Source organism: Opitutus terrae PB90-1 (assembly GCF_000019965.1).
Lineage (GTDB): Bacteria > Verrucomicrobiota > Verrucomicrobiia > Opitutales > Opitutaceae > Opitutus > Opitutus terrae.
On the sequence record NC_010571.1, the window covers coordinates 2437944 to 2457870 of the forward strand.

Annotated in this window: 15 protein-coding genes, 1 tRNA gene and 1 pseudogene; 5 read left to right on the forward strand and 12 right to left on the reverse strand. The window is 64.0% G+C overall.

Going from position 1 to position 19927, the window contains the following annotated elements:
• Positions 1 to 29: 29 nt before the first annotated feature.
• Positions 30 to 2762, reverse strand: a complete 2733-nt coding sequence (gene mobF / locus OTER_RS09840; RefSeq protein ID WP_012374764.1) for a MobF family relaxase — start codon at positions 2760 to 2762, stop codon at positions 30 to 32.
• A gap of 576 nt (positions 2763 to 3338) precedes the next feature.
• On the opposite strand from mobF, the pseudogene OTER_RS09850 reads away from it, so the two are divergent.
• Positions 3339 to 4408: pseudogene (locus tag OTER_RS09850) on the forward strand (IS3 family transposase); the annotation flags it as partial.
• A gap of 233 nt (positions 4409 to 4641) precedes the next feature.
• On the opposite strand, the gene OTER_RS09855 reads toward OTER_RS09850, so the two are convergent.
• The 4 genes from OTER_RS09855 to OTER_RS09865 all read right to left on the reverse strand — a co-directional run bounded on the left by OTER_RS09855 (position 4642) and on the right by OTER_RS09865 (position 6980).
• Positions 4642 to 5292, reverse strand: coding sequence for a hypothetical protein (locus OTER_RS09855; RefSeq protein ID WP_012374767.1), 651 nt, complete (start codon positions 5290 to 5292; stop codon positions 4642 to 4644).
• On the reverse strand, positions 5289 to 6251 hold the full coding sequence (locus OTER_RS09860; protein ID WP_012374768.1) for an MvdC/MvdD family ATP grasp protein: 963 nt from the start codon (positions 6249 to 6251) through the stop codon (positions 5289 to 5291). The genes OTER_RS09855 and OTER_RS09860 overlap by 4 nt, the downstream gene beginning before the upstream one ends.
• 7 nt (positions 6252 to 6258) lie before the next feature.
• On the reverse strand, positions 6259 to 6483 hold the full coding sequence (locus tag OTER_RS25805; RefSeq protein ID WP_012374769.1) for a hypothetical protein: 225 nt from the start codon (positions 6481 to 6483) through the stop codon (positions 6259 to 6261).
• Between the two features lie 420 nt (positions 6484 to 6903).
• Positions 6904 to 6980 (reverse strand) — tRNA-Val (locus OTER_RS09865).
• A gap of 535 nt (positions 6981 to 7515) precedes the next feature.
• On the opposite strand from OTER_RS09865, the gene clpB reads away from it, so the two are divergent.
• Positions 7516 to 10134, forward strand: coding sequence for an ATP-dependent chaperone ClpB (gene clpB / locus OTER_RS09870; protein WP_012374770.1), 2619 nt, complete (start codon positions 7516 to 7518; stop codon positions 10132 to 10134).
• Positions 10135 to 10252: 118 nt separating this feature from the next.
• Here the strand turns inward: clpB and OTER_RS09875 are convergent, their stop codons facing one another.
• Entirely contained in the window at positions 10253 to 11362 is a 1110-nt protein-coding gene (locus OTER_RS09875; RefSeq protein WP_012374771.1) for a serine hydrolase domain-containing protein, read from the reverse strand.
• Between the two features lie 220 nt (positions 11363 to 11582).
• On the opposite strand from OTER_RS09875, the gene OTER_RS09880 reads away from it, so the two are divergent.
• Positions 11583 to 12629, forward strand: a complete 1047-nt coding sequence (locus tag OTER_RS09880) for a DUF481 domain-containing protein (protein ID WP_012374772.1) — start codon at positions 11583 to 11585, stop codon at positions 12627 to 12629.
• 152 nt (positions 12630 to 12781) lie between these two features.
• On the opposite strand, the gene OTER_RS09885 is transcribed toward OTER_RS09880, so the two are convergent.
• The 3 genes from OTER_RS09885 to OTER_RS09895 all read right to left on the reverse strand — a co-directional run bounded on the left by OTER_RS09885 (position 12782) and on the right by OTER_RS09895 (position 14162).
• The gene (locus OTER_RS09885; RefSeq protein WP_012374773.1) at positions 12782 to 13345 is read right to left on the reverse strand and encodes a ParA family protein; all 564 of its coding nucleotides are present in this window, start codon (positions 13343 to 13345) and stop codon (positions 12782 to 12784) included.
• 119 nt (positions 13346 to 13464) lie between these two features.
• Positions 13465 to 13656: a hypothetical protein gene (locus OTER_RS09890; protein ID WP_012374774.1), complete on the reverse strand. Its 192-nt coding sequence runs from the start codon at positions 13654 to 13656 to the stop codon at positions 13465 to 13467.
• Positions 13657 to 13667: 11 nt separating this feature from the next.
• Positions 13668 to 14162, reverse strand: a complete 495-nt coding sequence (locus OTER_RS09895; RefSeq protein WP_012374775.1) for a YcjF family protein — start codon at positions 14160 to 14162, stop codon at positions 13668 to 13670.
• 397 nt (positions 14163 to 14559) lie between these two features.
• Between OTER_RS09895 and OTER_RS09900 the strand changes: the two genes are divergently transcribed.
• Positions 14560 to 16194, forward strand: a complete 1635-nt coding sequence (locus OTER_RS09900; RefSeq protein WP_012374776.1) for a cyclic peptide export ABC transporter — start codon at positions 14560 to 14562, stop codon at positions 16192 to 16194.
• Positions 16195 to 16242: 48 nt separating this feature from the next.
• Positions 16243 to 17325 carry a prohibitin family protein gene (locus OTER_RS09905; RefSeq protein WP_012374777.1) on the forward strand — a complete coding sequence of 361 codons (1083 nt, stop codon included), beginning with the start codon at positions 16243 to 16245 and terminating at the stop codon, positions 17323 to 17325.
• Between the two features lie 62 nt (positions 17326 to 17387).
• Here the strand turns inward: OTER_RS09905 and OTER_RS09910 are convergent, their stop codons facing one another.
• From OTER_RS09910 to OTER_RS09920, 3 genes are all read right to left on the reverse strand, one after another.
• Positions 17388 to 18605, reverse strand: a complete 1218-nt coding sequence (locus OTER_RS09910; protein WP_012374778.1) for a polyamine ABC transporter substrate-binding protein — start codon at positions 18603 to 18605, stop codon at positions 17388 to 17390.
• 256 nt (positions 18606 to 18861) lie between these two features.
• Positions 18862 to 19629: a thioesterase II family protein gene (locus tag OTER_RS09915; protein ID WP_148218071.1), complete on the reverse strand. Its 768-nt coding sequence runs from the start codon at positions 19627 to 19629 to the stop codon at positions 18862 to 18864.
• The gene (locus tag OTER_RS09920) at positions 19626 to 19844 is read right to left on the reverse strand and encodes an MbtH family protein (protein ID WP_012374780.1); all 219 of its coding nucleotides are present in this window, start codon (positions 19842 to 19844) and stop codon (positions 19626 to 19628) included. The genes OTER_RS09915 and OTER_RS09920 overlap by 4 nt, the downstream gene beginning before the upstream one ends.
• Positions 19845 to 19927 lie beyond the last annotated feature (83 nt).

Below are 19927 nucleotides of genomic sequence, written 5' to 3' on the forward strand. Positions count from 1 at the left end.
TTTGGCTGGGGTCACTGGTTCACGGTTGTTCATGCGCTCATTCCCATCCGCTGCCCTTCACGCAGGTGCATTTCCTGACGCGGCCGCTGGGTAGCCCAGAGTTCCTGTCGGTGCTGCTGGGTCCAGCGGAGCGCTAACGCCAGCCGCTCGCCCTCGGTTGCGAGTTCCCGCTCGCCTGGCGACTCGACGCGGGTGCGCAATTGATCCTTGTCCGGCGTGAAGACCACAACGCGCTTACGCCCTCGCGAAATCGTCACGTACCACTGCTGCGCGTTCGTGGCCGCGCGTTCCCCGGCATCAGCGAACAGTACCGTGTCGACCGTCTTCCCCTGGGAGCCGTACGACGTGACCGCATAGCCACGCACCAGCAGCCGCTGTGATGACGTGAGCGTCTTCGTTGCTCCACGTTCATCCGTGACGATCAACGCGCCGGACGAATCGACATTCGCCACGGTGACGAGTTCTCCGTTGTGCAGTCGCGTGCCCTCGACGCTTCGACCGTTAGCCTTCAGTTGCAGCCGATCGCCGGGCGCGATTTCCATGTCGGTCCGTTTGGTGACGATGAATCGTTCCGCGTGCCGGTAGCCGACCGTCGATCGCCGGCCATCCTTTACCAAGACAACGCCGCGATCGTTCGCCTCGGCGATTTCGCAGGTGTCGCCTTTCTTGAATCGGCCGTAGCTGCGAAGGAAGTGCGCCGCTTGCCCGGGTTCGTAAAACCGCGGATCGCGTTTCTGGGATTCGCTGCGGTCGACCGGCTGGTAGGTCACCGTTGGTGTGCCGGGGCCCAGTTTCCCCGCCGAATGCAGCGCGGTGCGCACCGCATCGTTCACTGCATGGACTTCGTTCCACGTCTGAGCGACGACCACGACGCTTTCGCCGCGTTCCATCGCGGTCAGATACTCTCCAGCGACCGCAACCCCGCGGACTTCGTCCGGCAACTCGCGCACGCAACCGAGTTGGTCGAGCAGATCGAACGATTCGGCCTGTTTGCCTTCGGAAGCCTTCTTCACGACTGCCCGGTACCGTCTGATGAATCGCCGTTCTTCGCTCGTGCGTGCAAGCGCCGGGTTCTGCCGACGGATCGTCCGCAGCACGGCAACGCGTGGCTTTGCGTGCTGCTCGATGGCACGCAGTGCGTCCGACGCGGCGACGGCTCCATGCTGCCGCGTGTCACCGGAGAGAATCAGCCGGCCACCGTGTGCCTGGACGAGACGAATCAATGCATGAAGATCCCGACCGCCGACCTGTCCGGCCTCGTCGAGGATAACGACCGCACCATGATCGAGCCGACCGGTCGCCAGCGTTCGAGCGAGCGTTTCGGCTGGCAGACCGTCGGTCTCCAGTGCGTGCACCTGCTGCCGCTGGGGAGCCAGCACGACCACCGGACGTTCCGCTGCCGCGAGTCCCAGAGCGACTTCCTTGAGCGTGTGACTCTTCCCGGTTCCCGCTCCGCCACGGAACAGCGTGATGAAATCGCGGCTCGTCAGGATCCGCCGGGCAGCGCGTTCTTGTTCAGAGGAGAGCGAAGGGCTGGGGTGATAGTTCGGATTGAGCGCCCGGTGCCGTTTACGGCCATCCTGGGCGGCAAGCACGATGTCCAACTCGCAGCGCAGCAGTTCGGCGGAGATCAGCTTGCGCGTGCCATCCTCGCGCAGATACCCGTGCTGCTCGACAGCGCTTCGCAACGCATCGAGATCGAAGTTCTCGCCGCGGCCCCGAGCCAGTGCCGTGGCGATCAATTCGTAGTCGTTCACCACTGCCCGATGCGTGAACAGGTGTTCGTCTGCCCAGCCAACGATGCTTCGCAGGTCCGCTCGTTGGGTGATGGCTGGAACGCCTCGCAAACCCGTCAGCGCCCGCGCTTCGTCGGGCGACAACTGCCGGTTCCAGTGCTCACGTAGCAACTCCGCCGTCGCACCTTTGATCTTCCGGTCGCGATGCTCATGCGCCAGACGACGCCGTAGCGCGCCAATGTCGCCATCGTAGCCGTTGGCGACGTAGCGCTCCGCCTCTGCGGCAATCTGCGCGTGCCGTTTCGAGAACCGTTCGATCAAAGCCGCCGGCACCCGGCTGATCTCAAAATTGCGCGCGTTGTTCTCGATGCCGTAGCCGAGCGACCGCAACCGTTTGCTCAGTTCGTGAAAGTAGAGGTTCTCGGCAAACTTCTGTGCGCGGTACATGCCGACCGTCTGGAGCGCCTTCCAGCGGTTTTCCACCGGGTCGAAGGTCGCGTTGAACACCACGCAGTGCGTATGGAGGTGCGGATCGAGCGCACGGCTGGTGTCATGCTGGAAGCAGGCGGCCACGATATTGCCGGTGACACGCTCAGCGTTCTGCTTCGACTTCCGGATCCGGGTTTCAGCGAACTTTTCCAGCTCGATCATCGCCAGCCGCACGGCGTCACGATGTGCATCCACGATCCGGGAATCCTGACAGCGTGCGACGATGGAAACGCTCTTCGGCGGACTGATGGTGAAGTCGTGGAAGATCCGGCGATTCGCTGCCAGCTTCCCGTCGACACGACGCGCCGTGTTCATTCGTGCGGTCAGTCGCTTGCCGGTCTCCGGATGCAGCCCTTCACAGAGCGCCAGGAATTCCTTTTCGGTGACGGCGCCTGTAAGTCCGAGCCGCTCGGCTGCGAGCCCCAGCCAATCGCCGGCGATCGTCTGACCCTCGGAGTAGTAGTCGCCGACGCGCAGGTGATCGCGGAAATACTCGCGTGCGTTCTGAAGGTTGAGCTGTGGTTTTGGTCGCAGCATGCCGGTTCAGCGTGAGTGCTGTTGTCGTGACGGTGTCCGATCTCGGTACCGTTTCGTTTGCCGAGAACCGGCCGGTGATCAGACACGATTCGATTCCCACTGTGCGGCGTTTCTTCTCCCCTGAACACGGTAGTCGCGTAAGTGCTCAGCGAACGCGCCCGAGCGGAAACGCACCTGCGTTTCCCTTTGATCAGGTAGACACGTTACCCCTTGCCAATATGGCAACGAATGGTTCGTCCGGATACAACGTCAGTGAACGCACAGATCACCGCCGCTTGGACGACGCGAATCGCACTTACGAAAGTTTTTCTTTCATCCGTTCGGCACCGAGTCGCCGATTACTGCGGCGGCTCGGCTCCGCCTCGGGGGGGGCCGCCGCCCCGAACGACACCGAATGCGGGGCGCTCGCCGCCGCCCCCGCACCCCCGGCTCGGGGCAACTAAACAAGAAAGCAGCATCGCGGCACCTGGGCAGCGGCAACGGGGCTCCTGTTCACCCGTTTGCCAACGTGACCTGCCCCCCTGAAACTGGAGTGGCGTGAGCGAGAAAGCCGGGTGAAAATGAACCTCACCCGACATGAAGAAGCACCACACCGAGGAGCAGATCCTCGGGATCCTGAAGGAAGCCGAGATGGGCAAACCGTTGCCCGATCTTTTGCGTCAGCACGCGATTTCCAGCGGCACGTTCTATCGGTGGAAGAGCCGTTACGGCGGCCTGGAGCCGAGCCAGCTGCAGCGGTTGAAGCAGCTGGAGCGGGAGAACACCGAGCTGAAGAAGATCGTCGCCGATCAGGCGTTGGACATCCGGATGCTGAAGGATGTGAACTCAAAAAACTGGTAGAGCCCGCCACTCGTCGTGCTGCTGTGGATTACCTGAAGACAAGTTATCCGGTGAGCAGGACACGGGCGTGCGGGCTGCTGCGTTTGGCCGTGAGCAGCTACTACTACCAGTCACACGGCCGGCGTGATGAGTTGCCCGTGCGGAGCGCCTTGCGGCGCCATGCCGTGGTGCGTCGACGCTGGGGCTATCGTCGGTTGCTGGTGCTGCTGCGCCGGGAAGGTATCGCTGATAATCACAAGCGGGTGTATCGGCTCTATCGGGCCGAAGGCTTGCAGGTGCGGCAGCGACGCCGGCGCAAACAACGACTGGCTCGTGGCGTCGAAGCGGTCGCCGCGCCACAACGGCCGAACGAACGCTGGAGCTTGGACTTCGTCCACGACCGGCTGGCCAACGGGCGCTCGTTACGCCTGCTCACCGTGCATGACGACTACACCCGCGAGTGCCTGTGGATCGAGGCCGACACCTCATTGTCCGGGCCGCGGGTGGCACGCGTGCTCGACTATCTCACCGAGTTGCGCGGCCGACCCGGCAGCCTGCTCACCGACAACGGGCCGGAGTTTGCCGGCCTGGCACTCGAGCGCTGGACGCACGAGCGACAAGTGAACCATCGCTTCATCACGCCAGGAAAGCCGTCCCAGAACGGCTACATCGAAAGCTTCAACGGCAAGCTCCGCGACGAGTGCCTCAACGAAACCGAGTTTCTTTCGGTCAGCCATGCCCGCGATCTGCTCGAAGCGTTCCGCGAAGACTACAACCACCAACGACCGCACAGCTCACTCCACGATCTGACGCCGGCCCAGTTTGCGGCCAAAATCGCGCGAGCCCCCATGGGGGCTCCTGTGGACCTGATCAACCCTCCGCTTGCAGTCCCAACCCTCGTCAGTAAACCAACCTCAACCGATCCGGTTCTCTCGTTTTAACCCTCCAGCTTCGGGGGGCAGGTCAAACAGGCCCCGATGCGACGTCTTCCATAGTGACGTGTTTCGCAGCCGACTTCTTGATCGCCGAATCGACCCTGCGAGCACCGGAGCCACATCGGTCAGCAAGAAGGCCACCACGCAGAGAAGACAGCGGCGGCTCCAACTGCGAGCGCCAGAAAGATGAGACCTCTCCGGTAATATGCTTCTGCAGCGACCAGCCGGTTTGCCTTCATCCCCAAAAATGCTTCGTTTCGCTTGGTCCGGACGATAACTGAGTGGATCCGTTCGTTTCTTATCTTTCCTTTGCGATCCAACGTTTCAACGAGATCTGCAACCGTTGGGAGGTAAAGCTCTCCGACCCGGCGAACCGCCATTGCCATCCAAAGGGACGTAACGAGATGTATCCCAGCCAATAGGTAGGTCGCCAACAGAACATGTAATCTCCATCCCTCGACAATCCAGATTCTCCCGGAAAGAACTGGGGAGACCGCAAACAACGCAGTCACGATGCCTGTGGCTTGGAATAGTGTCCCCGCCTTATCTTCGATTCGCTCCCGCCGTTTGACCTCCGATTCGAGTAGCATCGTTGCATATTCCTCGAGCTGCTCGAAGTCATCCCCGTGTGAGTCGATTTCTCGTTTTAGCCGCTCCTCTTCCGCCTCCATGTCTCCCGATTGCTTGGACTTCAGTTTCTTTGGATCAATGTACTTGTCGGCTACGAGCACCTCGTACGCGGGCCAAACGAGGTAAATAGGTTTTCTCCAATTCATCGGGTGGTGTCCAAAGCTTGGAGCGTGTCGCAAATCGCCTCTGCGATCGGAAGGCCGACCGGCTGTTGTAGCCAGCCCCATTCACCCGACGGATTGATTTCAATGAAATACCATTCGCCTCGAGATTCGATAAGGTCGATGGCCCCGAAAACGAGCCCCGCATTCTGCACGAATTTAAGGCACATCCCCGCGATCTCTGCGGGAAGCTCAATAGGGACGAATTGCACCGCCGCTTTGCTAACCCGCCAATCGATGCCGTCTTGGGGTGGGTAACATACTTTCACCGCGAAAATTTTCGTCCCGACGATGGTGACCCGGTAATCGACCTTTGGGATCAGCGCTTCTTGGAAGATCGTCGGAGCCTGCCGTAACGCTGCCGCGTCATTAAGGTGACCTGATTCCACGAGACTGGTGAAGACGAAGCGGTCACGATCAATCCCTTCCAAGAGTGGAGCATAGAGAGCCTTAGCCGCGAGACCCGCGTGGTGTTCGCGGCGAAAGTTTTTTATAGCAGACGGTGAGTTTGAAACGATGGTGTCGGGGATCGTGAATCCAATTCGACGGGCCAGCGAAAGCTGACGAATCTTGTTTTCGAACAGTGAGGCAGGTGTGAGTGGGTTCATCCAGCCATCGCTGATCGCTACCTCCAGCGCCTCGATCCAAACCATCCATTGTTCGACGACGAATTTCTCCTCATCTGGTGCGGGGCGTTCCGGCGTCGGCACTTCATCAAAAGCATGGCCCGGGCGCCGATGCCATACTGCTCCAATGTCCGATGACTTTACGGAAGAGCCATTGCGATCTATCGTCACCGAGGGCGCAGGTGAGAGCCGAAAGCTGCACTCACCCGTTCGCAGATCTTCGGTGTTCACCCGGACGTATGCAGCCCCTCGCCGTCTCAGCTCTCGCACGACAAAATCAGCTGAAACGTCCTGCTTGTTGGTCAGGATGAGAATCACAACACAATCAACGCCACATGCGGCGATCTTTCTGATCTTCGCCCTTCTCGATGTCGGCTTTTTTTGTCTTGGGTTCGACCAAGTGTGGGACTTCGATCAGGAGTGGATTGCCCGGCAGATCAGACGCACGAAGCATGTCCACGTCGGAATCGAAGTAACTGGCTGACATCTTCGGAACACGACCTGGGGATTGGCAATCCTTAGCGTAGCGCAGGAGGAACGGGGTAGCCATATATTGCGGTTGGTTGTAGTGCCGACCCTGATATTACCCGGTGTGCTGTGCCATGGGCAACCAAGAATGTCGGATCGATACTCAAGGGCTGGGAGATCCTGAAGACGTTCGACCTCCTGAAGACGTCACGTCGGGGGGGCTGTAGCCCAGAGGGGGACCGTTGAAGCCCGTACAGCTCGATGAGACGGTGTTGTACGGAGCAAGAGTGCTACGTGAGCTTCGGGCGGACCCTGCGTCAGTCGATCAAACGGCGAAGATGCTTACCTACTTCGTTGTGGCCGTCAGCTCCAACCGGCCCGATTTCCACCAACACTTACGTCACCGAAACGCCGGCGCACACCCGGAGACAACTATGGCCACGTTGGCACTAGCCGTTGTCACTAACCGGATTCTGTTTCCTAACTCGCTGAGTATCAGCGATGGTGGACGCTCCCGGACTCGAACCGGGGACCCCTAGTGTGTGATACTAGTGCTCTAACCAACTGAGCTAAGCGTCCGTCAGGAACGCGAGAACGTGGAGTCCTCTCCGCCGCGAATCAATTCTGTTTTTTTGCCGAGTGATTCCGTCTCGGCGAACCGGCCAACGACACCTCGAGCTCACACCGGCCACGCTACGCGTTGAGGTTTTCCGCCCAGAACGACACCACTCGCAAGGTGACGCTGAAGGGGTGCAGGAGGGATCCAAGAAGGCAGCAAGAGGGCATCAAGAGGGACCGCCGGCTCGGACATCAACGAGTTGCACGAGCAACCGTGCGGATATACCCCAAAACGGCGATTCGAGGAACGAACTCCGACGATCGGTTCGAGTGACCGCGATGACGCCAGCCGGCCGGGCTCAGCGAGCCCGGCTACAACAAACCCGCGACGAGGGCGTCGCGGCCCCATCCAAGACGCGGTGGCCGGCGTGGTCAGGGTGTCCCGCGGTGTGACACCGTGCGGCGCAGTCTGGCCCGGCTGATCCCGAAACCCGCCGGATCACCGAGGGAATACCGCGCCGGCTTGCTGGCCCAAAATTTGCGACGAGGTTTCATCATGGATTTTGCCAAGCTCACCCAAATGTCACGACAGGCCGTGACCGAGGCGCAGAATGTCGCCCGGCGGCTGCACCACAACGAGGTCGACACGTGGCACCTGCTGTCCGCTCTGCTCGGGCAGGAGAACGGGATCGTGCCCGGACTGCTCGATAAACTCGCGATCACGCCGAGTGCCGTGCAACTGGCCGTGGAGCGCGAGCTCGAGCGGCTGCCGAAAGTCACCGGCAGCGTCGACACGTCCAAGGTTTACGTGACCCAGGCCGTCAACGAAGCGCTCACGCGCGCCGAGGACGAGGCTGGGAAGCTGAAGGACGAATACGTTTCAGTCGAACACCTGTTCCTGGGATTGCTCGAGGTCGGCAAGCCCGACGCGCTAAAGAAGCTGTTCAAGAGCTTTGGACTGGACCGCGCGAAAGTGCTGAAGGCGCTGCAGGACGTCCGCGGGGCACAGCGCGTGACCACCGACAATCCCGAGGCCACCTACCAGGCGTTGGAAAAATACGGCATCGACCTCGTGGCGCAGGCGCGGAAGGGGAAGATGGATCCGGTGATCGGCCGCGATGAAGAAATCCGGCGCACGATCCGGATTTTGTCGCGCAAGACGAAGAACAATCCCGTGCTCATCGGCGAGCCGGGCGTCGGCAAGACCGCGATCGTCGAGGGGCTCGCGCAGCGGATTCTCCGCGGTGACGTGCCGGAGGGATTGAAGGACAAGACGATCTTCGCACTCGACATGGGCGCACTCGTCGCCGGCGCGAAATACCGCGGCGAGTTCGAGGAGCGGCTGAAGGCCGTGCTCACCGAGATCAAACAGAGCGAGGGTCGGGTTCTCCTTTTCATCGACGAACTGCACCTGATCGTCGGCGCCGGCAAAACTGAGGGCGCGATGGACGCGGGCAACCTGCTCAAACCGATGCTCGCGCGCGGCGAGCTGCACTGCATCGGCGCCACCACGCTCGACGAATACCGCAAGCACATCGAGAAGGACGCGGCGCTCGAGCGACGTTTCCAACCGGTGGTCGTGGACCAGCCGTCGGTCGAGGACGCAATCTCGATCCTGCGCGGATTACGCGAGCGGTTCGAGTTGCACCACGGCGTGAAGATCCAGGACAACGCGCTGGTGAGCGCGGTCACACTCTCCAATCGCTACATCAGCGACCGGTTCCTGCCCGACAAGGCGATCGACCTCGTCGACGAGGCGTGCGCGATGATCCGGACGGAGATGGATTCGATGCCGCAGGAGCTCGATGAGCTCACGCGGCGCGTGCTCCGGCTCGAGATCGAGGAGACCGCACTGGCGAAGGAAAAAGACGAAGCGAGCGCGCGGCGGCTGGAGTCACTGCGCAAGGAACTCGCCGAGGCCCGCGAGAAGGCGAAGGCGATCCGGATGCACTGGGAAAAGGAAAAGGCCGCGATCGGCCGGACGCGGAAACTCCGCGAGGAGATCGAGGCGGCGCGGCTCGAGATGGAAAAAGCCGAGCGTGCCTACGACCTCAACAAGGTGGCTGAACTTCGCCACGGCAAGATCCCGCAAATGGAAGCCGAGTTGAAGAAGCTCGAGCAGGCCGGCGCGGGTGCGACGCTGTTCAAGGAAGAAGTTTCCGAGGAGGAGATCGCCGAAGTCGTCTCGAAGTGGAGCGGCGTGCCGGTGACGCGGCTCGTCGAAGGCGAGAAGGAAAAGCTGCTGCGGCTCGAGGAGGTGCTGCACCAGCGCGTCGTGGGTCAGGACGAGGCGGTCACGCTCGTGACCGAGGCGATCCTGCGCGCGCGCAGCGGGATCAAGGATCCCCGCCGGCCGGTGGGCAGCTTCCTGTTCCTCGGCCCGACGGGCGTGGGCAAAACCGAGCTGGCGAAGACGCTCGCCGAGACGTTGTTCGACAGCGAGGCGGCGATGGTGCGGATCGACATGTCGGAATACATGGAGAAGCACAGCGTCGCGCGGATGATCGGCGCGCCTCCGGGCTATGTTGGCTACGACGAGGGCGGGCAGTTGACTGAGGCGGTGCGGCGGAAGCCGTATGCCGTGGTGCTGTTCGACGAGATCGAGAAGGCGCATCCGGATGTATTCAACGTGCTGCTGCAGGTGCTCGACGACGGCCGAATCACCGACAGCCAGGGGCGCACGGTCGATTTTAAGAACACGGTCATCATCATGACCTCGAACATCGGTTCGCGCTATCTGCTGGAAGGTGTGTCGGGCAGTTCGATTCCCGACAGCGTGCGCGAGAGCGTAATGGCGGAGCTGAGGAAGTCGTTCCGGCCGGAGTTCCTGAACCGGATCGACGAGACGATCCTCTTCAAGCCGCTGACGCTCGAGGAAATCACCACGATCGTGGACCTACTGCTGGCCGATTTGAACAAGCGGCTGGCGGATCGGCGTGTAACGGTGTCGCTCGACGCGAAGGCGAAGGAGTGGACCGCGGAGAAGGGCTACGATCCGGTGTTCGGGGCGCGGCCGTTGAAGCGGTTCCTGCAGCGAAACATCGAGACGAAGCTCGCGCGGGCATTGATCAGCGGCGAAGTCGGCGAGGACAGCGCGGTGAAGTTCACCATCAAGAACGACGAGCTGGTGATGGCGGGGAAGTCATCGCCGATACCCGCCGCCGCGCAGCGGTAACGGTGGGCCGGCTGGCCGATTTTGCGGTTCGATGTAGCCGGGCTCGCTGAGCCCGGCGAAAGAGGCCGGGGTCGACGACCCCGGCTACAGCGCTGGCGTTTGCGGTCAACCGTCCGCGCTACTCGCGTCGAAACGCCGCCAGCACCTGCTCGCAGGCGGCGAGTCCGGGCGCGCCGTTTTGATTCGTTGCCGCCAACAGCGCGAGGTCGCGTTCCGGTGCCAGCCACGTCACCGCGTACCACTGGCCGTTGCTGCCGTCGTGGTGCAGCACGCGTCCCGTCGCTGCGCGATCCGCGCCGCGGGCCCACGCGCGAGTGGAGACTTCCCAGCCACCGGCGTACGCCTCGCCGGCGGCGGGCGTGTGCAGCGCCGCGAAGGTTTCCGGCCGGAGCAGCGCGGCTTCGTGGTGCGGATTGGCCGCGTGGCCCCGCAGGTGGAGCGCGATGAACCGCGCCCAATCCGGGAGACTGAGGTGTGCGGTACCAGCCGGTCCGTAGAGCGGTGGTACCCGCCAGTCTGCGGCGAGCGACCCTGGCGCCACGGGCCGGCCGGAGCCGGCGTGGCCGCGCGGCTGATCGACCACCCCGGGCGTGCCCGGCGCGCCGAAGCCGCCGGTCGTGATGCCCAAGGGCCGCCACAGTCGCGCGCGCATCTGTTCCTCCCAAGGCTCACGGTTGATCCGCTCCAGCACGACTCCCGCGATGATGTACGCGACGTTCGAATATTCGTACGTCGCGCCGGGAGCAAAACGCGGCGCGGTCGCAAGGACGCGCCCGGTCAGCTCCAATCGCTGCCGGCGCAGCGACGCTTCGCGCAGCTGCAAAACGCGCCGCGTGCGACCGGGCGCGAGCGTGCGCCAGCTCGGATTGGGCGGCAGGCCGGCCCGGTGCGCCAGCACGTGCGCGAGCTGCACGTGTTGCCAGCCCGGATGCAGGCGCGGCAGGGTGGAGCCGAAGATCTCGGCCAGCGTCGTGTGCCAATCCAACCGACCTTGGTCCACCGTCAGTCCCACCAGCGTCGCGGTCATCGCCTTCGTGCACGAGCCGAGGTGAAACCGATCGTCGGGCGCGAGCCGCGCGGTGGAACCCCGGCGGCGCACCCCGGCGCAGCCGAGCATCGCGATGTCGGGTCCATGCAGCAGCGCCGCAGCCAGACCCGGCACTCCGGTGCGTTCTACAATGCGCTGAAGTGTGCGATCCAGCCTGGAGGTTGCCGGGAGATCTGCCATGGCGCCACAGGTAAGCCGGAACCCGGCGGCCGCAAATCCCCGCCACCGGCTGCGTGGACGAGGACCGCACCGGCTCTCATCGCGGCGGTCCCTGCGTGTTCAAAATCGTGTTACCTGACGCGTTTAGGGATTGCCAGTCGTAGCCGGGGTCGCCGAGATCGGCGTCGCTATGCGCATCCTTTCCAGCTTGTTAGCACTAGCCGCAGCGGCTGCGTCGACCATGTTTGCCGCCGAGCCCTCCATGATCGTGCTGAAGAACGGATCCCGGATCGTCGGCACCATCCAGAAAGAGGAAGCCGGCAAGGTGTACATCGACGCCGACCTGCTGGGACCGATCGTGATCGATGCCACGGCGCTCGCGCCCGCCGCTCCGGAGACCGTGACTCCGCCGCCTACGATGCCGGAGCCAGTGGCACCCGTGGTGACCACCGCGACCCAGGCGCCGGCGGAGCTGCCGACGCACGCGGCGGCCAAGGTGGTTTGGAAGCGCATTTTTTCCATCAACGGTTCCTACAACTCCGCCGCCTACGTACAGGGCGCGGTGCCGGGCGCACCGGCTGAGTTGGACCTGACCGGGAAGGCTCTCGGGCTCTCCGGCACGCAGTCGATGGTGCAGTTCAACGGGATGATCCTCAGGGCCACCCCGACACTGGCCGTGTCACTGAGCGGCTCGTACGCTTATGCGAAGTACGAACCCGCCGGAGCGGTGGTCGACAACTACAAGGGCGAGTTTCAGGTGACGCGGATGCTGTCGGACCGCCGCTACCTGCTCGCGCGCTCGAGCTACAAGGTCGATCAGATTTCGCTGATCGATCGCTCGTTCGAACAGGTCATCGGTTACGGGTTCAAGCTGATCGACACCGACCGGACGAAGCTCGATGTGATCCCCGGCCTGTCGGAAGTAAACGAGGTGAAAGGTACCGAGTTCGACGATGAGTGGATCTTTTCGGCCGGTTTCCTGCAGCACCTTGAGTTCGCCTTCAACGAGCGCGTTTCGCTGAAGCAGCAGTTCAAGTATCGCATCGGTGTCACTGACACCGAGGTGTGGGCGATCAACTCCTACCTCGGGCTCGAGTCGCAACTCAGCGAACACGTGTCGCTGACCGTGGGTTTGACCTACACCTACGACAACACGCTTGGGCCGCTGCCACCATCGCTGGCGAATGGGCTGATCGCGAGCGGCGTGCCCGTGGAGATCGTGCGCGCGCTCCGGCCTGGCGAAAAGGGCCAGCTCCAGCTCACCAGCGGACTGCAGTACAAGTGGTGAGCAAGGGCTGAACCGACTTCTGCGGCTCGAACGAGGGCGCAGGCTTGCTGCGCCCCTGCTGCGCTGCTGTAGGCCCGGCCGGTGGCCGGGCGCCCACACACCGCGCGGGCCTACAACCCGCACGGTCGGGTCACACTCGGGTTTGATGCGCTCTAGAATGTGATGATCTCGAGCGCCACCTGCAGGATCTCCTCGCGGGCGGAGGAATCGAGCGCCTTCCAGCCGAGCACGAGCGCGTGCTGGTAGCACTGGCGGCGGCTGACCTGATGCGTGAGCGCAGGCAGTCCGATCCGTTCGGCGAGCGGCCCGAGTTCCCTGGCCAGCAGCGTGTGCCGCTGGACCTGATTGAACAACAGCGCGGCCTTGTCGCGGTGATGGTGCTGGCGGATCACGCCGACGGTTCGCTGCGAGGTCCAGAGATCGGCCGGAGAGGGCGAACTCACCAGCACGACTTTGTCCGCCTGCGCGAGGCTTTCGTGCACTACTGCTGACTCCAGGTGAGGCGGGGTGTCGATGATCAGCGCATCGTAGGCTGCGTCGGGCTGCGCCAGTACGATCGAGGGTTTGGTCTCTTCGATCCACCGTGTCGCCGTCTGCTGAGGATCGCGATCCAGAAACGCGACGCGCCGGCCGGCGTCGGCCAGCGCGCAGCCGAGCAGGATCGAGAGCGTGGTCTTGCCCGCGCCGCCTTTGCCGTTGCAGAAGGTGATGACCATGGGAAGCGGATGACCGCCGAACCTCACTCACGCAGCCCGCGCGACGCACGGCGCGCGCAGGCCAAAGAAAAAGGCCCGAAGCGCGAGCCTCGGGCCCGGGAAAACGAGCGTCGGGTAACTCAGGCCGCGGGCGCGGCGGGCGTGGCCACGGCGACCGGGCGCTTGTCGGAGGCGAGCACCAGCAGGAAGCCGATGATCGGATCGAGCAGCAAGGAGGCGAGGAGGTAGCCCCAGAAGCCGAACTTGCGTTCACGACCGAGATACGCGACGAGACAGCAGATGCCGATGTAGAGAAGCGAGAGGACGAGCATGGGAGGAGTTGTTAGATTTTGACTGCGGCCACCTTTTTCATTCCGGCTTTCACCTCTTCGGTGAAACTGGCTTGAAAGTCTTTCGCGTTGAAGGTCAGGAGCGTGCCGCCCGACTCATAATGCCGGATGAACACCTGGCCGATCGCGTATGTGCAGCCGCCCGCGAGCACGGGCAGCGCCACGGCACCGACGAGCGAGCCGACGCCGGGCAGCATCTTGAAGAAGATCCCGAAGGTACCGTGGGCGAGCATCCCCGGCGCCAGTCCGCCCACGAGTGAGGCCACGGCGGATTTGCCGACGTTCTCCGCAAACGGCACGCCATAGACGGACGAGATGTCGGCCAGCATCTTCAGCTGGACGCCGGTGACCGCGACCGCGTCCCAGATCGGAATCGGCAACGCGCCCGCGCCGGCGCCGAGCATTGTGCTGGTGAGAACGATACGATCCGCCGCGGTTTTGCGGCTGGTCGTCGGTTCGAGGGTCACGGTGGTGTCGGAGGCGCTCATAGTTGAAGAGGAGGGTTCGGGTGAAGAGGAGGAGGGTGCGGCGACACCATTGGCCGTGTCGAGTGATTCGGCAAGCTTGCTGCGCAACCGGCTGGAGTTCGACTTCCTCACCATAAATCGGTTAGGTGATCAGATTGCTGATCTGGTCGGAGGGTCAAGGGAAAATCCCGGGCGTATCCTGCCGGGTGCGTCATCGGCCCGTGGGGCCTGGATACAGCCGTGGTGGTGGCGTCGGGACAACGGCGAGGAACAATGCCGCGGTGCCGCGCGCGACCGGGACGTCCGGCGGGCGTCCGCAATCGTACGCGTCACCGGAAATTCGCTTGCTAAGTGCAGCGGCGCGTTGGATTCAAACGGCGCCCTGCGGGTCCCTGCCGGGCGCGCTCCAGCTCACTTCATGGAATTTCTCCGTTTTCTTCAGCGCGAATCCGGTGCGATCGGCCGTCGGATCGCTCTCGTCACGCTGCTTGGCGGAGCGGTGAGCGGGCTGATGGTGACCATCATCCTCGGCGCGGCCTCGGCGGCGACGGCGCAAGGGGAGTCCTTCCGCTACCTGCTGTTGTTCCTCATCGCGCTCGTCGCGATGATGACCGCCAAACGCTACAGTCTGCGCCATACCGGCGAGCTGACGGAAGGCATCGTCGAGCGGCTGCGCTTGCGCGTCGCGGACAAGATTCGCCGGGCCGAGCTGCTGTTTTTCGAGTCCACCGGGCCCGCGCAGTTCACGACGCTGCTGACGAAAGAGACGCAGACGATCTCCTCCACCGTGTCGATGGCGATCAACGCCTCGGCTTCGGCCGTGATGCTGCTGGTGGCGTTTCTGTTCATCGCCTACCTGTCGGTCCCCGCGTTCCTGCTGACGCTCGGCGCCATGGCCACGGCGGTGATTGCCTACCGCTGGAGTTTGAGTACCGCCGAGCCGCAGCTGCAGCAGACGCTCGAGATGGAGGTCGGCTTTTTCGGGCTGATCGAACACCTGCTGGATGGTTTCAAGGAGCTGAAGGTCGACGCGCGCAAGAACCGCGATCTGTTCGACAACCACCTGCGCCCGCTCGCCACGAAGGTCACGAACCTGAAGGTCGAAACGAACAACAGCTTCGTCACCACCACGCTGATCACCCACTCCGCGTTCTACGGGCTGCTTGGGGTGATCATCTTCCTGCTGCCGCGGTTCGCACAGGCCGAGGGCTCCGTGGTGATCAAGATCTCCACGGTGATCCTGTTCATTTTCGGCCCGATGGCCGAAGTGGTGGGCGTCGTGCCCTACATCGCCAAGGCCGCCGTCGCGATCCGCGCCATCGAGACGATGGAGTCGAAACTGGATGACGAGCTGAGCCACGTGCCGACGGTGAACTTCGCCGACGATCCCGCGCCGCTGCCGCTGCGCGAGATCGAGGTCCGCGATCTGGTGTTCTCCTACAAGAATCCGGATGGGACGCCCGGCTACACCGTCGGTCCGCTCAACGTCACGATTCCGCTGGGCGAGGTGTTGTTCATCCAGGGCGGCAACGGCGGCGGCAAGTCGACGTTCCTCAAGCTGCTCACCGGATTGTACCAGCCGGCGGGCGGCGCGCTGTATCTCAACGGCCACCGGCTGCAGCCTTCGCAGTATCATCGCTACCGGAACATGTTTTCCGTGATCTTCACGGACTTTCATCTCTTCGACCGGTTGTACGGACTGCAAAACGTCGACGAGGACCGGCTGAACGAGCGGCTGCAGGAGATGGAGCTCGACGCCAAGACGAGCTATTACGAGGGCCGGTTCTCGACGCTCAACCTCTCCACCGGGCAGCGCAAGCGGCTGTCGCTGATCATCGCGCTGCTCGACGACAAGCCGATCCTGGTCTTCGACGAGTGGGCCGCGGATCAGGACCCGATTTTCCGCCGTCATTTCTACGAGGTGATTCTCCCGGAGCTGAAGCGCCAGGGGAAGACGATCATCGCGGCGACCCACGACGACCGGTACTTCTCGGCGGCCGATCGCGTATTGAAGATGGAATACGGCCGCTTCGTGAACGGCGCGCCGAAATAGGCTGTTCTCTCCCCGGTCGATTCGCTAACGATTTCCTCGGATCCCTTCATGCCTGACGCCGCCCCTCCCAACCCTGCGCCCGAGCCGACGGGCGAACCGCGGCCGGCCGGCGCGCCCGCGGCCGGTGCCGAAGGCCCGGCCGCCGCCAACGCGGCCCGACCGGCGCCGGCCTCCGTCCAGCGCGCGGAGGCTCCCGTGCGTCGGCCCGGGCTGTTGCGCCGGATCCGCCGCAACGCCGGCGATCTCTGGCGCGAACACCGCGTGGTGCTGGTGATTGCCGGCTTCCTCCTCGCCTTCGTGGTCGCGTTCTTCTGGAACCGGATTTTCATCCGGATCGAGGCGGGCCACGCGGGGGTGCTCTACCGGCTGTTCCAGGGCGGCACCGTGACCAAGCACGTTTACGGCGAAGGTCTGCATGTGATCGCGCCGTGGAACACGATGTTCATCTACAACGCCCGCGTGCAGCAGGTCGCCGATGCCTTCACCGTGCTGTCGCAGGACGGCCTCGCCATCAACGTGGAGGTGTCGATCCGTTTCCGCCCGCTCTATGATCAGCTCGGATTGCTGCACAAGCACGTGGGCTACGACTACGTCGACAAGGTGGTGAAGCCGGAAATCCAAGCGCAGTTCCGGTTCGTCCTCGGCCAGTACAAGCCCGAGGAAATCTACACCTCGCAAAACTTCATCGTCCAAACGGTGGTGCAGGGCGCGCTCGCGAACGTCGGTGATCGGCACATCCTGCTGGATGACCTGCTGCTGAAAGCCGTGACGCTGCCCCGGCCGGTCGCGGAGGCAATCGAGTCGAAGCTGCGCGCGCAGCAGCTCGCGCAGGAGTTCGACTACCGGCTGCAGACCGAGGGCAAGGAGGCGCAGCGCAAAAAGATCGAGGCGCAGGGCATCCGCGATTTCCAGGACACGATCACCGGCGGCGGCATTTCAGAGGAGTTTCTCCGGTTCAAGGGCATCGAGGCGACGCTGGAGATCGCGCGCTCGCCGAACTCGAAGGTGGTGATCATCGGCGGCGGCGAGGACCGGCTGCCGATCATCCTCGACGGCTCGTCGCGCAGCGGTGACGCCGCGCCGGCGGCGACCCACGAGCGACCGCCCGTCTCCGGTCCGCCGCGACGTTGAGCGGAGCGAGCTGCCGGCGGCGCTGCTCGGTGCGGCCGGCGGCCGGACGCCGCAGCTGCCCTTCAGCTGGACGCCGGCGTGAGCGTCGTCGGAGCCACGGGCACGGTGATCGACGGCGTCACCGGGCTGCTGCCCGCTTTCACCTGTTTCCACACCCGGTCGTAGACCTCCTCGGAGACGCGTGCGTCCTCGAGCGTCACGTTCTTTTTCTCGCCCGAGGGATGCAGGAAATAGGACGGACCGTTGAGGATCCGCCGGTCGATCATGGGACGGGCTGTCGGAATCGTGGTGGCGAAGAGCGAGTAGTTGGTGACGACGGCGGCGACCTCGGGTTCGAGCAGGTAGTTCACAAACTCCTCCGCCTCGGCCCGGTTGGTCGCGGCGGTGGGCAGGCAGAAACCGTCCTTGAACAGGATCGAACCTTCGCGCGGCAGCGAGATCCGGATGTTGAGGTTGGGTGCGAACCTCCCGTCGGGATCGCCCTCCATCGCGCGCGTCACATCTCCCGACCAGGCCATGGCGAGATCCACCCGGCCGGTCGCGAGGAGTTCCGCCACGCGGTCGCTTTCAAAAAACGCGATCCGATCCCGCAGCTGGTACAGCACCTCACCGGCCCGCTCGACATCGGCCTCGGTGGCGGTGGCGGGCGTGAGCCCATGGTAGATCAAAACGTTGCCGAGCGCGTAACGGGCGTCGTCCAGCACGGAGACTCCGGCCACCTCGCCGTCCACGCGCGTCTGCAGGATGAACAGGTCGGACCAGCTTTTCGGCAGTCCGTCGATGCGATAGGCGTTGTAGCCGATTCCCGTCGCGCCCCAGATATACGGCACGAACCAGTCGCACGCCGGATCAAATCGCGAACCGAAGGTTCGCTGGTCGACGTTCGCGACGTTCGGGAGCCGCTTCCGGTCAAAAGCTCCGATCAGTCCGAGTTCACGCAGATACTGCGCCATGAAGCCTGACGGCATCACCAAATCGTAGGGTTCAGCGCGCGCGCGGAGCAGGTCGGGCAACGGGTCGTTCGAGCTGAAATAGTGCAGCACCGGCCGGATGCCCGTGCGCGCCTGGAATTCGTCCAACACCTCCTGCGGCAGATAGTCGGCCCAAATGAGCACATGGATTTCACCGCGCACCGCGACGGCACGGTGGAACGAGAAGCGCTCCAGCTTGCTGCAGCCCGCCGCGGCGAGTCCGGCGAAGGCGGCGCCGATCCATTGCCGGCGGGTCCAAAGCGACGCGCCGGCCGAGGGGCTCACAGACGAATCAGGGGGCGGCATCATGGATTAGCGAGTGATGGTCGATTCACTGCCGCGTGGCAAGCGACGTGTCGTTGATTTTGCGATGCAACCGGCCGCGAATCCGGGCCAATCGAGGCGCATGCGGGAGTGACGCCGAGGTAGGGCGGTCGCGGGCGGCCGCGCCGGACCCGAGCACCGGCGCGTCTTCTGGGAATCATCAACAAGCAAAGCCTCAGCTTCACTACCGAGATTCGCGTTCATTCGCGTGATTCGCGGGCGCTCTTCCGCCTGGTGACGGTCAACCCGCAAGGCCGGCGAGCGTCGCTTGCAGCCGCGCGAGCAGCGCCGTCCGGTGCGCCTGCGGGAAAAAGTGCCCGCCCGCGAACAGGTGCAGCTGACAGCGACCGCGCGTGTGCCGCGACCAGGCCGCGAGGCCCGGCTCGCTGGTCCAGGGATCCTCCGTGCCGCCGAACACCGTGAGCGGCGCGTCGACCGGGCCGGCGTCCCGCCAGGCGTACTCGTTCACCAATTGAAAATCCGCGCGCAGAATCGGGCCGAGCAGCGCGGCCATCTCGCGGTCGGCGATGAGCTCGGCCGGCAGATTGCCATAGTGTCGCGCCACGGCCGGCAGGAACTCGCCATCGGGCAGCGTGTGCAGCAGCGGCAGCCGCGAGGGCAGATGCGGCGCGTTGTGCCCGGCGAGAAACAGGTGCCGCGGCGGGTTCGCCGCGCCGCGGCGGGCGAGTTCGCGCGCGAGCTCGAACCCGAGCAGCGCGCCCATGCTGTGACCGTACAGCGCGCACGGGCCGGGGGCGATCTCCGGCCACGCATCGGCCAGCGCCTGCACCATCGCCGGCGCCTGCGGCAGGCACGGTTCGCCGTAGCGGTTTTCGCGGCCGGGATACTGCACCGCGCGGACCTCGATGCCGGCGGACTGCAGCGCCGCGCCCCAGCTGAAAAAAGTGGAGGCGCCCGCGCCGGCGTGCGCCAGACACACCAGCCGGAGCCGCGCCGCCGGCTGCGGCCGCGGCACCATGCACCAGCGTGCGGCGGCGACGGAACTCACGGCGTCGCGGCGTTGCGCGCCCGGCGCAAGCTGGCCGGCGTCATGTCGGTCCACACCGCCTTGATGTGGGCGAGGCACTCCGGCTTCGTCCCCGTTGTGCCGTCGTGCCGCCAACCGCCGGGAATCGGCAGATCGACGGGCCAGATTGAATACTGCTCCTCATCGTTCAACACGACGTGGTAACGGGTGGAGTCGTTCTCCGATTCTGCGGACATGAGTGAAGTGAAGGAAAAAACGTCGCGGATGTGGCGCGCGCCGAAAAGCGGATTGCCAAGGCCGTGCGGCCCGCGTTGATAAA